The following is a 13,213-nucleotide window of genomic DNA, read 5'->3' on the forward strand; positions in this document are numbered from 1 at the left end:
AATCTTCTAAATGTGACCATGACTCTATGAATGCTTTACGACGCCTCGCGCAGCATGACGCACTCTACTTGCTTATCTTTATTTTTCTTATCGCATTGAATTTACGCGGCCCAGTGACAGGTTTACCGCCCCTTTTGGATCGCATCAGCCAAGATTTACATCTTTCCAGTTCACAATCTGGATTATTGACCAGCTTACCTCTGCTAATTTTTGCGCTCTTCGCTCCGGTTGCCTCTTGGTTAACAAGGCACTTTCAGATTGAGCGAATCTTAGCTAGCGGCGTGGGACTGATTGCTCTTGGCATGATTGCTCGCTCACTGGGTTCGCTCAGCACCTTGTACATTGGCGCAGTGCTTATCGGGGCTGGTATCGCCATCGGCAATGTTTTACTGCCAAGCTTACTAAAGCGTGAATTTCCAAATCACATCGTTCAACTTACCGCGATTTATGTCCTCATGATGAGTGTTGGAGGCTTTGTCATGTCGAGCTTTGCGGTGCCATTAAGCGAGTTTGCTGAGCAATCGGATTTTACTTTGCCAATGAGTGGTTGGTCGTTCGCACTGGCGTGCCAAGGGATCATGATTCTCTTGCCACTAGCAGTCTGGTTTACCTGTAAAATCACCCAACATCATACGCCCCAAGTAAACAGTACTGAGATATCGCCTAAACTGTGGCGCTCTGTCACCGCCTGGCAGGTAGCTGGTTTTTTAGCCTTCAACTCTTTGATTAATTACATCGTCGTCGCTTGGGTACCCTCTATTTTAGTGAGTTACGGTTACGAAGATTCAATTGCTGGTCTATATCAAGGTTACTTACAATTGGCCGGCGCCTTGCCCTCATTAATATTAGCGCCATTTATCAACCGCTTAGGAAGCCATCGTCGACTATGCTTGTTGGCTACGGGATTAACTTGGTTAAGTTTATTTGGCTTTTTATACCTCCCTAGTTGGTCTGGATTATGGGCGGTATGCTTTGGTTTTGGTGTCAGTATGGGCTTTATTTTAGGATTATCGTTTGTCGGTTTAAGGACCAGTAGCCCTAAACAAGCCGCGGCCCTCTCTGGCATGGCGCAACTCATTGGCTACACTCTAGCCGCATTAGGTCCGGTGCTGATAGGCACACTTCACGATTCATATCATTCTTGGAATGCACCACTCTATGTACTTTTAGTCATTGGTTTTCTATGGATGATTTTAGGATGGTTTGCTAGCCCAAAGCCATCACAGTAGCGGATAAAAGCGTAAGAAATACTGTTTTCTTGATGATCAAAAGAGTACTCAGTCGAAAAAAAAGGAAGAATGCTATACTCCATTTTCTCTCCATCTTTGTAGTTTAGGAACCGACCATTCATGTACCAAACGAGAATCCGCTCGCTGTTCGCGACATTAGTGTTCCAGATAGTATATATCGTGCTGATTTTAATGGTATCCCGCTATGCGATGTTGGCATCTTTTTCTGAACCCAGCCAACTAGCAAGCCATAGCGATGATGTACAGCGTATGTGGACTACAGGAATCCGCTATGATTTACGCGTCGCGGGCATGTTAATGGTTCCTTTTGCGCTACTTGGACTACTTATGGCTTCCAGCCAAAAAACCTGGAAGGTTATGAGAGTATGCTTACCATGGGTATTTGGGCTGCTTGCTTTTATTGTCGCCATGGTGGCGATTAGCGACTATTACTATTATCAGACTTACCACAATACCTTTGACGTTTTTGCTTTTGGCCTTGCCGAAGATGACACTACGAGCGTGCTAGCAAATATGTGGGAAGGCTACCCTATTATTCGAGGTTTACTATCGGCACTTGTCTTGGCATTTGTTGCCGTCCGTTTAGTGAAATTCTTTATTAAAGAAAAAACACCTCACAAATGGAATGTAGGTTTTTTTGTTCTTTATGTTTTAATTTTCATTATCGTACTGGCCATTATTAGCCGCGGTAGTCTAGGAACCTTTCCTCTTAGACGAGGTAACGCACAAGTATCTCAATTGTTATTGCTCAACAAAATAACACCTAACGGTTTTATGAGTCTTAGCTGGGCTATTGATGATCACAATGAAGATTTATCGTTCTCTCCTGTCACAAAAGCCAAAGGTAAACAGCTCGAGAAAGCGCTTGGCATCAGCAGTATTATGGAAAAAACGCCTAAGAATCCTTGGCTTGCAGAGAATAAACCCAACGTTGTTATGGCATTAATGGAAAGCTTTGGCAGTAATATGCTGCAATTTGATGAGGTGGGTAAAAATGATCTATTAGGCCACCTGCGCCCTCACTTTGCCGAAGATTTCGTTTTCAAACGCTTTATATCTGAAGACAATGGTACCGCCCCTTCGTTAGCTGCAATGTTCTTTCATAGTCCAATGCAAAACATCAGCCACAGCTCAGCGCAACATACTAAGTTAAGTGGTACGCCATTCGACGTGTACAAGAAAGCCGGTTACAAGGTCATCTTTATTTCACCGGGCAACATGATGTGGCGTAACCTAGTAAATTATTTACCTGTTCAAGGGGTGGATGCCGTTTACGATCAAAACACCTTGATGAAGATGTATCCTGAATCTGCCAACGAAATCACCGATTGGGGTGTGCCTGATGACTACGCTTATCGGTTGGCCGAAAAACTGTTAAAAGAATCCAAAGGGCCTATTTTTATCAGTATTTTGACTATTACAAATCATCCACCTTATGTCACGCCTAGTCGTTACCATCCGCAACCAATAGCCATTACCCCTGAGGTAAAAAGGCATGCGGAAGCGCAAGGCCAAGAAGAGCTGAATATACAAGAAACGTATCAGTTTGCGACAGATGCTTTTGGTCAATTCATTAATGCTGTAGAGGCCTCCAACAAAGCTGATAGTACATTAATCGCCGCCACTGGAGACCACCAGATGCGACGTTTAAAAGCCTATTATCCTGAAGAGCAAATGCTTGATCGAGCAGTGCCTTTCTACCTACATATACCGAAAAAAATCCTTGATCATACGAGCTGGCGTTACGATCAAAATCGCGTTGGTTCTCATAAAGACATTTTTCCAACCCTTTATAATTTCAGCTTATCAGATACGTCTTATCAAGCCATTGCAGGGCGTAATATGCTTGCAGTAGAAGACGATAGAAGTCGAGCTTTTGGCTATAATACGACCCTTTGGATTGATAATAAGGGCGCGTATCCCATGAGTGGTAAGCCGGCTTTTTATCCTTGGAAAAACGATTCTGGATTAGAAGTCAAAAAACAAAGCCAAGACGTTGCACCTTTCCAGCAAGCACGTCAAAAAGCCTTACCCGCGCTATTACGCTGGCAAATTAATGCTCATATAAAAGGCTTTAAAGACTAAAAAAATAGCCGTTAAAAGCGCTTAAATTCAGATAATAGCTCGAATTATTAAGCGCTTTTAACTTCTTAGTTATTTGTTCATTCTCTGTTGTGTATTAAGGGGATGGAAACCACAAAACTAGTGCCCTCACCTTTTTTAGACGTTACTTCGATATGGCCATTCATTAGCTGATAAACCCACTGATGAACTAGATGCAATCCAAGGCCTGTGTGTTTATCCCCTCGCCCTGTTGTTACAAAAGGGTCAAAAAGTCTATCACTAACCTCGTCAGATATTCCTTTCCCATTGTCTTCAACAGTCAACACCAAATTGCCTTCTTGGCTCTTTGCGATGAGTGTAATCGTTCCTCTCTTTACGTCTTTAAATCCGTGCTGAAGCGCATTATCAATAAAATTTTGAATGACCTGAAAAAGAATGCCAGGAAAGCCTTTCATATTTATATTTGATTCACATTCATGAATGATTTCAATGCCTGTATGACGTTTCAATAAAGACTTATAGACGATGAGTACATCTTTCAGCACATCATTAAATAAGAAGGTCTCTATATCTTGGCCTGTCGCATCTGAGGTAATTCGCTTAAAACTTGCAACTAGGTTAACGGTTCTTGTTAAATTCTTGTTTGCTATCTCTATCGACGTCATCATGGAAGATTTACTTTTATTGGATAATTGATCTACCTCCCTATTAATTGATGCCGCTAAGGAAGAGATAGCCATCCGTACACCACCCAGTGGCGTGTTCATTTCATGAGCTAAGCCCGCAACCATCAAACCAAGAGCTGACAACTTACTTCTCTCCACTAACTCGTTTTGCAACTCGACTAATTGGCGGTTTATCTTATTAAACTCTTCATTCGCTATTTTTAAATGTGACTTTTCTTGCTCTAGAGCAACCAATAAATCTCGGCGCTTATAAGCATTCCCCATTTGCCACCAAACTAAAAATGACAGAACAAGAAAAGCAACACTACTCAGGGATATAATTACCCACAAAAGATAGGTCCGATGCTCAGAAATCACATGCATTTGTGAACGCGCGATAAAATATAAAGAAGAAGCCGAGCCTTCGCTCAAAGCAGTCGAATCACCTTCAACCATGACTTGTTTTGAGCTCCAAACTTGCCCTTTATAAAGTAGGCTTGATAGATCACCATTAGGTAAAATGGAATTCCAAACGTCAGGGTATAAGGCTTTTAAAACGTTTTTATCTTGATCACGATTGAGAGCGTTAGCCCATTCTTGTTTAGGGTCTTTGCTAATCAGCCATTCCCCTTCAGGGTTTACAACGTCTAAATAAACTCGATTATCAGACAAGCTTCGTAGCTGACCAAATATTTGGGTTAAATTGTAGTTCACAACCAGCACACCTTTCATCTCTCGATCCAAAGAAACGGCGCCTCGTAAAGTAGGCTCAAGCGGGTGAACTATTTGATCATTTTCCATGTTCAGATCTACTGGAGAAATATAAACATAATTCCCTTTCGCCTTAGCTCCTTGCTGAAAATAATAGCGATCAGATTTATCTTGAAGTTGATCGGTAGGAACAACCGTAATTTGCCCTCCATGAGAGTTTATTCGGATAAGCTCTTTACCTTGTGGGTCAATCCAGCGAACCTGAGAAATATAAGGAGAAGTACGCGCAAATTGAGAAAAAACTTGGGTAATATCAGGTTTTCGCCAAACTGAGTTTGGCATATGGTTATGTGTCGTTGATAGTGCATAAACACTATTCCGTAAGAACAGTGTAGTGCTTCTTATATGACCTAATTCACGGCTAAAAAGAGCATTACTCTGGGAAAGCAATTCAGACTCGGTAACAGTCAACTGAGTAGCAAATCGATTTTCAAATAATCGATAATTACTCCACCCAATAAATACTATGGTTAAGAAAATGGCGGCAATAATAATAGGTACAATAATTTGCTTAGGAAAACGAGTCATAAAGTATGACCCAAGTCCTTAGAGTATTTCTCCGCCCAGTTAACCACTTGATCTAAAGGCATGGGTCTAGAAAATAAGTAACCTTGCCCTTGCTGGCAGCCGAGCTCTGCCAAATAATCACGCTGCGCAACAGTCTCAATACCTTCTGCAATCACAGTTAAACCTAACACTTGCCCTAAATTAATAATCATTTTTAGTATTTGCCAGTCTTTCGTGGAGTCTTCCATTCGCCAAACGAAACTGTGATCTACTTTCAACGTTGAAAGTGCCAATGTAGACAGATAGGCCAACGAAGAATAACCTGTTCCAAAGTCATCAATATTCACTTTCATGCCATTTTGCTTTAGTGAATGAAGCTGCTTACATATCGTTGCTTTTTCTTCTATAAGTTGGCTTTCTGTCAGCTCTAATTCAATTAGCTGAGAGTCAATCTCTAGATCATGAAGAAGTGTGGCTAAATGTTCGAAGTAATCAGGGCGAACGACTTCACTGCCGGTAACGTTGACGGAAATAGGAACAACAATGCCCTCCTTCGCTAGCGCTTTTACAGCAAGACAAGAGCGGCGCATAATATTCTGATCCAACTTACCAATCAGCCCACAACTCTCGGCGAGTGCAATAAATTGGTAAGGTGGAATAAAATTCCCGCTATGATGTTGCCAACGAGCCAGTGATTCAAATCCTACTAACTCGCCATTTTCTAAAGATACTTTAGGTTGAAGATAAATCTCAATTTGATCGTTAATCACGGCCTCACGTAAATCTGTGAGTAACGCGTAACGGTCAATAATCGCACTGGCGAGTTTTTCACAATACACCAAAAATGACAGGCCTTTTCTTCTCGCTTGCTCCAGCGCACTTTCACCGGCACTAATAATTTGCTCTGCCTCATAGTGTTTAAATTGGTCTATTTCAATAGAACCAATAATAACATCGACGGTGTGTGTGGCATTTTTAATATTCAAACTTGCGTGGATAATCGGTTCTAAAGACTTTTCATCATAAACTTGGCTTGCATACACCAACACAGCCAAAGTATCTCGCTCAACTAAAACGATGTGAATCGTGTCGGTGAAATAGCTATGCAGATGACTACACAGTGATTTAATCAGTTGATCCACAAATTTCGAACCAAACACCGTCTCTGTATGAGCTAAGTCTTCTAAGTGCAGCATGAGTAGTTTTGCACAAGGTATGTCTACTGGTGACATATTTTTAATTTCACGAGTTAACCAATTCTTATTATGCAAACCAGAGGTAGGATCAAAATACGCCAGTTCTGTTAATTTACTGTGCAGCGCTACATTACGAAATCCAACGTTGATGTTTTCGCACATGACTTGCAGCAAATTTAATTCGTTTGGCAATAACGCTCGGTCTAATTTTACCAAGGAGATGCACACTCTTTCTTCCAGCTCTTTATTTGAAAAAAACAAAATAGAGTAGCCTTCAATAAACACATGCTTCTTTTCTTTGCATGCATCTGTAATAGACTGCAATAGGGAGTGATCATCAAAAACATTGCCTAGCTTTTGTTGTGCATAACTTGATAGCTCGCCGCGACAATAATAGCTTGCTCGATTTCACCGTCAGCGGTATCCGAAAAACAGACAATGCCACCTTTTTTGATATTCAGTAACTGGGAGACTTCTTCTAAAATTGACCGAGTGTAACCAAGAATATCGCGTTTGGTAGCCAGCCTTTGACTCGATTCGATAAGCATCTGCATACCATGTCGGGCTTCTTTCATGTCTTTTAAGTGATGCCAGGTACGAAGGTTACTTAAAATAATGGTTTGCAGGTGATCCTGCGTCAGGTCAGGCTTACTCCAATAATCATCGATATCATAACGGTTCATAATATCATCAGCTGGCGACGAGCCCGGCTGACCAGTTAACAGCACAATCCGAACCAAATCATTGCCTATGCCATCTCGGATAGTATCAATTAAACGCAACCCTGCATCGTCTGTCTCCATAATAACATCAAGAAGAATAACGCTAATGTCCGGATTCATCGCGATTATGACACCCGCCTGAGCAGCTGAATTAGCCGTCAAAATCTCGACATCTTTACCATCATAATTCAATGTCGATAAGGCATTAATTAATGCGTCTTGATAATCTTGATCATCCTCAACAGATAAAACTTTACAAGTATCAACCCGTGATTCAAATATCGACATGTTCTTTTGATCGTGCGTCTTAACATTCATATAACGGCTCTTCCTTGCATCATAAGTCTGCTATTTTTTCTTACTTCAAGCTTAGATCTATCTCTTTGCTTTTGCCCAAATCAATCTCGTGTTAGTACATTTTTATACCAGCATAGTGTGACTTAATATATAGGCTTCTTCGCTAAACAGAACATAAGCAAAGCGAAAAGCTGCGTACCATGGTACAATCTCGAAACTTTATTTCGACTAATCTCAACTAGGTTTAAAGGTTTTATGGATCTACACACGGGCAACTTATTTATCCTTTCTGCACCTTCTGGTGCTGGTAAATCTTCTTTGTATAAAGCGTTACTAAAAGCGGATGATAAGGTTCGTATTTCCATCTCTCATACAACAAGAGCGGCGAGAACCGGCGAAGAACATGGCCGTGAATATTTTTTCACGGAAGATGAAGACTTTTTGGATATGATTGCTGAAGATGCCTTTTTTGAACATGCCCAAGTGTTTGATAATTACTATGGCACATCCAAAGCTTCTATTTTCAATATGCTTGAGCAAGGCTTGGATGTCATTCTAGAAATTGATTGGCAAGGCGCTCGACAAGTACGTCAACAGTACCCAAATGCGATTGGTATTTTTATATTACCACCGTCTTTAGCGGTACTAGAAGAACGTCTTCGCGACCGAGGTACAGACAGTGAAGAAGTAATTCAAAGACGCATGAGTAAAGCAGTAAACGAAATATCACACTATAATGAATATGATTTTGTCATTATAAATGATGACTTTGATATGGCTTTGGCACAAATGAAGTCGATTTTTACCGCAATGCGTTCAAAAAACACAGTAATGAAACAAAAATATGGCAATCTTATCAATGATCTCTTGTCATTATAATAAGCCGTTAAGTAGAATTACATTTGCATAAATAGCTAACCGCAATACAGAGGTCAAAATGGCTCGAGTTACCGTAGAAGATTGTTTAGAAAACGTTGATAACCGCTTTGAATTAGTCATGGTGGCATCAAAACGCGCACGCCAGCTAGCAACCGGTGGTGAAGAAGCAAAAGTAGCTATCGAAGACGATAAAGTGACAGTTGTTGCTTTGCGTGAAATTGCTGCAGATTTGATTAACGCTAAAAACGTTGATCTTCAAAAGCAACCTATTCACGAGTTCTAATATTGATGGTGTCGCTCATACCACTGCCGTTGTACTTCTTATTTATTGTTGTGAGGTGAGCGATGTATACCATTGAAGATCTAGCACTGACATTAAGTCAGTATTTACCATACGAGCAAATTGCTCAGGTAAAGCGTGCTTACTATTACGCAGAGCAAGCCCATGATGGGCAATGGCGTAAAAGTGGCGAACCTTATGTTACCCATCCGCTTGCCGCCGCCGAAATTCTTGCCGAATTACGCATGGACAGCGAAGGGTTAACAGCAGCACTTCTTCATGACGTTATCGAAGACACAGGCATTAGCCGTGAAGCGCTAACTGAGCAGTTTGGAGAAGGCGTTGCCAGTTTGGTTGATGGTGTTAGTAAGCTGACACATCTTGAATTCAACAGCCAAATTGAAAAACAAGCTCATAACTTCCAGAAAATGGCCATGGCCATGGCAGATGACATTCGAGTCATTCTCGTCAAACTGGCGGACCGTTTGCACAATATGCGTACGCTGAACTCCATGCCAGCGCACAAAAAACGTCGTATTGCTCGTGAAACCCTAGATATTTATGCACCTATTGCTAACCGTTTAGGTATGTACAATGTGCGTGTTTCCTTAGAATCTCTCGCTTTTGAAGCCTATTACCCTATGCGTGCTCGCATGCTGCAACGGGCCATTAACAAAAAATATGGCCACCGCAGTAAAGACACCGAAAAGCTTGAAGATTTTATCCGCTCCGAACTGGCCGCCGATTATATCGACGCACACATCAGCGTAAGAGAAAAACACATCTACAGCATTTATCAAAAGATGAGCAAAAAACATCGCTCTCTCGATGAAATTATGGATGTGTTGGGTGTTCGTATTGTTACTGATCGTCACGATAGTTGTTATCGTATATTGGGAACAATCCACTCATTATTTAAGCCCATCGAAGGTCGTTTTAAAGACTATATTGCGGTTCCAAAATCCAATGGTTATCAGTCATTACACACGACTGTAGTGGGTCACAATGGTCTGCCAATGGAAGTTCAAATCCGTACAGAAGAGATGGATTTAGTTGCCAATAATGGTATCGCGGCGCATTGGGCTTACAAATTCAACGGCAATTCCGCAATACCAAGCAATCATGATCGTGCGACCAAATGGGTGAAAAGTCTGTTGGAAATTCAGCAGAAAACAGGCAACCCAATGGAGTTTGTTGATAACGTCAAAAGTGACTTATTTCCAGACGAAGTGTATGTATTTACACCAAAAGGCCAGATCATTGAATTACCATCTGGCGCAACGCCTGTTGATTTTGCTTATGGTGTACACACAGAAATAGGCAACACTTGTATTTCGTGTCGTATAAATCGACGACTTGCACCATTAAGTACGCAACTAGAAAGTGGTCAAACGGTCGAAATCATCAGTGCTAAAAATGCCCAGCCAAACGTCGCTTGGTTAAGTTTTGCGATTACCGGTAAAGCACGAACCAATATCCGTCATTATCTCAAAGACAAGCAGCGTGAAAATGCCATTTCCATTGGTCATCGTTTGCTAACTCGCTCTTTGAATGCTTTTAAAACGAATATTGAAGAACTAACAACAGAACAGATCAATCAAGTCCTGATACAGCATCAACTCACCTCATTAGAGGATTTGCTTGAATCCATTGGCAAGGGCCGACACGTCGGCTACTTGGTTGCCAGAGAATTGTTCCCTGATTACGATGAAAAAACCTTGGTGACACCGAAATCCTTTAAGGTAAACGGCTCCGAAGGCATGCTAATTTCTTATGCCAAGTGTTGCTCACCAATTCCTGGAGACCCAATTGTCGGCTACGTCCAAGTAGACAAAGGCATTGTTATTCATCACTTAAATTGCCCAAATATTCAAGATCATCTAGCCAATCCTGAACGCTTTATTCGTATGGCTTGGGGTAAAGACATTGAAGAAGACCTCAATATTAACCTAATCGTTAGCTACATAAACGAACGTGGAGCCGTGGCGAAAATTGCCAGTTCCATCAGTGATACAGATTATCAAGTCTCTAACTTAGACATCATTGAACGTGGCCGCGTAAGTCGACTTCGCCTAAGTATTACTATCTCTAGCCGTGTCGGCTTGGCTGACGTAATGCGTCGAATTAAAGCCGTTCGTTGTGTTGAAAAAGTCTCGCGTGAGACCATTGTTGGTCGTTAAATAATTATTGAGTAATATTTACATTTAAACCTGTCGCAGCATAAAAATGCTGCGGTGACATAACTTTTGAAATGGGATTTAGTATCATGGCAAAACAAATAATTCATACGGACAAAGCACCTGCTGCAATCGGTCCATATTCTCAAGCGGTTCGTGCTGGCAATACCGTTTATATTTCTGGTCAGATTCCTTTAGTCGCTGAAACAATGGAAGTCATCAGCGAAGACATCGTTGACCAAACAACACAAGTATTCAAAAATCTTCAAGCGGTTTGTGAAGCAGCTGGTGGTTCTTTAGAAGATATCGTGAAATTTAATATTTTCATGACTGATCTAGGCAATTTCGCGACAGTGAACGAAGTAATGACTCAGTTCGTTAAACAACCTTACCCTGCTCGTGCCGCAATGGGTGTTCGCGCTTTGCCTAAAGGCGTTCAGGTTGAGATCGAAGGCATCATGGTACTTGAAGACTAATTATCTGTTTTCAGTACATGTAAGATAATTTGAAAAGAGGCGCTCGACGCCTCTTTTTTTATTTATAACTTAATTCATCTTGATAACACTTAACTAACTCTAGATACCCACTGACGTAACTTGGGTAATCGAAACAAAAGCCCGTCTCCTTTAACGCCCGATTATCAATACGCTTCCCAGACTGCGGAATAAAGGCATTCACATCATTAGGAATGTTTGCCTCAACACCCAGTAATTTAGCAATGCATAACTTAACTTCCCACATAGACACCGGCGTATCGTCAGTCACGTTGTAATGATTCGCTAATACGACTCCGCTAAGCGCATTTTCAGCCAAATGACACAAAGCACGTACCACATCGTGGCGATGAACTCGATTGGTCCAGCTATTCGCTTCCCATACTTCATCCGACATGACTTTAGTCAGCATCCGATAGCGGCCTGGCCCATAAATTCCAGAGCAACGTACAGCGATTGAGGGCAATGCTTTTGCTAACGCGGTTTCTGTTTCTAACAATATGCTCGCAGTTGCTTTGTTCTCCTTTGGCACAGTTTCACTATCAATCCATTCGCCTTGGCTCTGACCATAAACACTGGTGCTAGAGACAAATATGATCTGGGGCTGAGTCGCTTGATAGCGCTGAATAAGACGTTGAGCCGTATTATAGTAAGCGGCACGATACCCCTCTGGGCTTCTGTTTGCGGGTGTCATAATCAGAAAAATCAGCTCAACCTCTGGCAACTTGTCATCTTCAAGCTGTGTGATATCCCCAGTTATTCCTTGTACACCTTGAGGAAAAACAGTACCCGAACGACGAATACCGTAAACGCGGTCACCTCTTTCAATAAAATAAGGAGCAATACCCGCCCCTAAATCACCACATCCTGCGATTAGAATTCGTTTCGGACTCATGAGAACCTCTTTAAGTAATAAAAGCGCAAACTGGATTAACCGATTCACTTTATCAAAATTTGTATTATCATAGTTATTAACAATGATTAGGTTGAGGGCACGTTATGACACTAACTGAATTAAAGTACGTGGTTATGCTGGCACAAGAACAACATTTTGGTCATGCAGCTGAAAAATGCCACGTTTCTCAACCAACGCTAAGTGTTGCCGTTAAAAAGCTCGAAGAAGAGCTGGGTGCTGCTATTTTCGAACGCAGTAAAAGCTCGGTGTATATTACGCCTATTGGTGAGCAAATTGTTACCCAAGCGAAACGCGTTCTTGAGCAAGCCAACACCATTAAAGAGCTCGCCTCATCTGGTCACAACCAGCTTAAAGGCCCGATCAAGATTGGCTCGATTTTTACCATTGCTCCTTATCTTTTCCCTTCAATGATTCCTAGTTTGCGTAACATAACGAACGACATGCCTCTTATCATTGAAGAAGATCTGACTGAAAACTTGCGACCTAAACTGCGCAATGGCGAACTGGATGCGATAATAATCGCCCTTCCATTCCACGAACCAGATGTAGTGACACAACCGATTTATGAAGAAGAGTTTGTCGTATTAATGCCCAAAGATCACTTGTGGACTAAGCTAACTCACATCAATACCGATCAACTTTCTAGCGATAACTTACTACTACTTGGTAAGGGTCATTGCTTCAGCGAGCAAGTATTAGAAGCCTGCCCTTTAGCAAACGAAGGGGGACATAGCGAAGGGCGCACCATAGTCAATGGCAGCTCTCTTGAAACTATTCGCTACATGGTAGCATCTGGTCTAGGGGTTACCGTTTTGCCTAAATCGGCCGTCATGCACATCGACCATTCACTCTTGGAAGTTCGACCTTTTACAGCACCTGCACCTAAACGCACTGTGGCACTTGCGTGGCGTGCTAGCTATCCACGTCCGAATGCCATTGAAGCGGTAAGCCAGTCGATCCGTGAAGCCAGCAAGAAGCTGGATCTTTAGGCTCAT

General features: G+C 41.8%; 10 protein-coding genes and 1 pseudogene. 7 read left to right on the forward strand and 4 right to left on the reverse strand.

The annotated features are described in order from the left end of the window. Positions 1–26: 26 nt before the first annotated feature. Both E0D70_RS12200 and E0D70_RS12205 read left to right on the forward strand, forming a co-directional pair. A complete protein-coding gene (locus E0D70_RS12200; protein WP_133012574.1) occupies positions 27–1,229 on the forward strand; it encodes an MFS transporter in 1,203 nt (400 codons plus the stop codon). A 120-nt stretch (positions 1,230–1,349) separates the two neighbouring features. After that, a complete protein-coding gene (locus E0D70_RS12205; protein WP_133012575.1) occupies positions 1,350–3,335 on the forward strand; it encodes an LTA synthase family protein in 1,986 nt (661 codons plus the stop codon). Positions 3,336–3,412: 77 nt separating this feature from the next. Here E0D70_RS12205 and E0D70_RS12210 read toward each other — a convergent pair whose 3' ends face one another. The 3 genes and pseudogenes from E0D70_RS12210 to E0D70_RS17645 all read right to left on the reverse strand — a co-directional run. After that, complete coding sequence (locus tag E0D70_RS12210; protein ID WP_133012576.1) at positions 3,413–5,278, reverse strand: sensor histidine kinase; 1,866 nt, start codon at positions 5,276–5,278, stop codon at positions 3,413–3,415. Beyond that, positions 5,275–6,615, reverse strand: a complete 1,341-nt coding sequence (locus E0D70_RS17635; RefSeq protein WP_240537107.1) for a putative bifunctional diguanylate cyclase/phosphodiesterase — start codon at positions 6,613–6,615, stop codon at positions 5,275–5,277. The genes E0D70_RS12210 and E0D70_RS17635 overlap by 4 nt, the downstream gene beginning before the upstream one ends. 6 nt (positions 6,616–6,621) lie before the next feature. Further along, positions 6,622–7,493: pseudogene (locus E0D70_RS17645) on the reverse strand (DUF3369 domain-containing protein); the annotation flags it as partial. 234 nt (positions 7,494–7,727) lie between these two features. Here E0D70_RS17645 and gmk point away from each other — a divergent pair. From gmk to E0D70_RS12235, 4 genes are all read left to right on the forward strand, one after another. Further along, positions 7,728–8,351 carry a guanylate kinase gene (gmk, locus tag E0D70_RS12220; protein WP_133012577.1) on the forward strand — a complete coding sequence of 208 codons (624 nt, stop codon included), beginning with the start codon at positions 7,728–7,730 and terminating at the stop codon, positions 8,349–8,351. A 58-nt stretch (positions 8,352–8,409) separates the two neighbouring features. Further along, the gene (gene rpoZ / locus E0D70_RS12225) at positions 8,410–8,634 is read left to right on the forward strand and encodes a DNA-directed RNA polymerase subunit omega (RefSeq protein WP_133012578.1); all 225 of its coding nucleotides are present in this window, start codon (positions 8,410–8,412) and stop codon (positions 8,632–8,634) included. Between the two features lie 62 nt (positions 8,635–8,696). Further along, positions 8,697–10,811, forward strand: a complete 2,115-nt coding sequence (locus E0D70_RS12230) for a RelA/SpoT family protein (protein WP_133012579.1) — start codon at positions 8,697–8,699, stop codon at positions 10,809–10,811. A gap of 86 nt (positions 10,812–10,897) precedes the next feature. Then, positions 10,898–11,284, forward strand: coding sequence for a RidA family protein (locus E0D70_RS12235; RefSeq protein ID WP_133012580.1), 387 nt, complete (start codon positions 10,898–10,900; stop codon positions 11,282–11,284). A gap of 58 nt (positions 11,285–11,342) precedes the next feature. Here E0D70_RS12235 and E0D70_RS12240 read toward each other — a convergent pair whose 3' ends face one another. Further along, positions 11,343–12,197 (reverse strand): NAD-dependent epimerase/dehydratase family protein, encoded by an 855-nt coding sequence (locus E0D70_RS12240; RefSeq protein ID WP_133012581.1) that lies wholly within the window; start codon positions 12,195–12,197, stop codon positions 11,343–11,345. A gap of 104 nt (positions 12,198–12,301) precedes the next feature. Here E0D70_RS12240 and E0D70_RS12245 point away from each other — a divergent pair, with 104 nt between their 5' ends. Beyond that, entirely contained in the window at positions 12,302–13,207 is a 906-nt protein-coding gene (locus tag E0D70_RS12245; protein ID WP_133012582.1) for a hydrogen peroxide-inducible genes activator, read from the forward strand. Positions 13,208–13,213 lie beyond the last annotated feature (6 nt).

Source organism: Marinomonas flavescens (assembly GCF_004352835.1).
Taxonomy (GTDB): Bacteria; Pseudomonadota; Gammaproteobacteria; order Pseudomonadales; family Marinomonadaceae; genus Marinomonas; species Marinomonas flavescens.

What these genes read in the sequence shown, in the direction of transcription:
- E0D70_RS12200 (WP_133012574.1), top strand. Translation starts at nt 27, where the DNA reads ATGAATGCTTTACGACGCCTCGCGCAGCATGACGCACTCTACTTGCTT.
- E0D70_RS12205 (WP_133012575.1), top strand. Translation starts at nt 1,350, where the DNA reads ATGTACCAAACGAGAATCCGCTCGCTGTTCGCGACATTAGTGTTCCAG.
- E0D70_RS12210 (WP_133012576.1), bottom strand. Translation starts at nt 5,278, where the DNA reads ATGACTCGTTTTCCTAAGCAAATTATTGTACCTATTATTATTGCCGCC.
- E0D70_RS17635 (WP_240537107.1), bottom strand. Translation starts at nt 6,615, where the DNA reads ATGTGCGAAAACATCAACGTTGGATTTCGTAATGTAGCGCTGCACAGT.
- gmk (WP_133012577.1), top strand. Translation starts at nt 7,728, where the DNA reads ATGGATCTACACACGGGCAACTTATTTATCCTTTCTGCACCTTCTGGT.
- rpoZ (WP_133012578.1), top strand. Translation starts at nt 8,410, where the DNA reads ATGGCTCGAGTTACCGTAGAAGATTGTTTAGAAAACGTTGATAACCGC.
- E0D70_RS12230 (WP_133012579.1), top strand. Translation starts at nt 8,697, where the DNA reads ATGTATACCATTGAAGATCTAGCACTGACATTAAGTCAGTATTTACCA.
- E0D70_RS12235 (WP_133012580.1), top strand. Translation starts at nt 10,898, where the DNA reads ATGGCAAAACAAATAATTCATACGGACAAAGCACCTGCTGCAATCGGT.
- E0D70_RS12240 (WP_133012581.1), bottom strand. Translation starts at nt 12,197, where the DNA reads ATGAGTCCGAAACGAATTCTAATCGCAGGATGTGGTGATTTAGGGGCG.
- E0D70_RS12245 (WP_133012582.1), top strand. Translation starts at nt 12,302, where the DNA reads ATGACACTAACTGAATTAAAGTACGTGGTTATGCTGGCACAAGAACAA.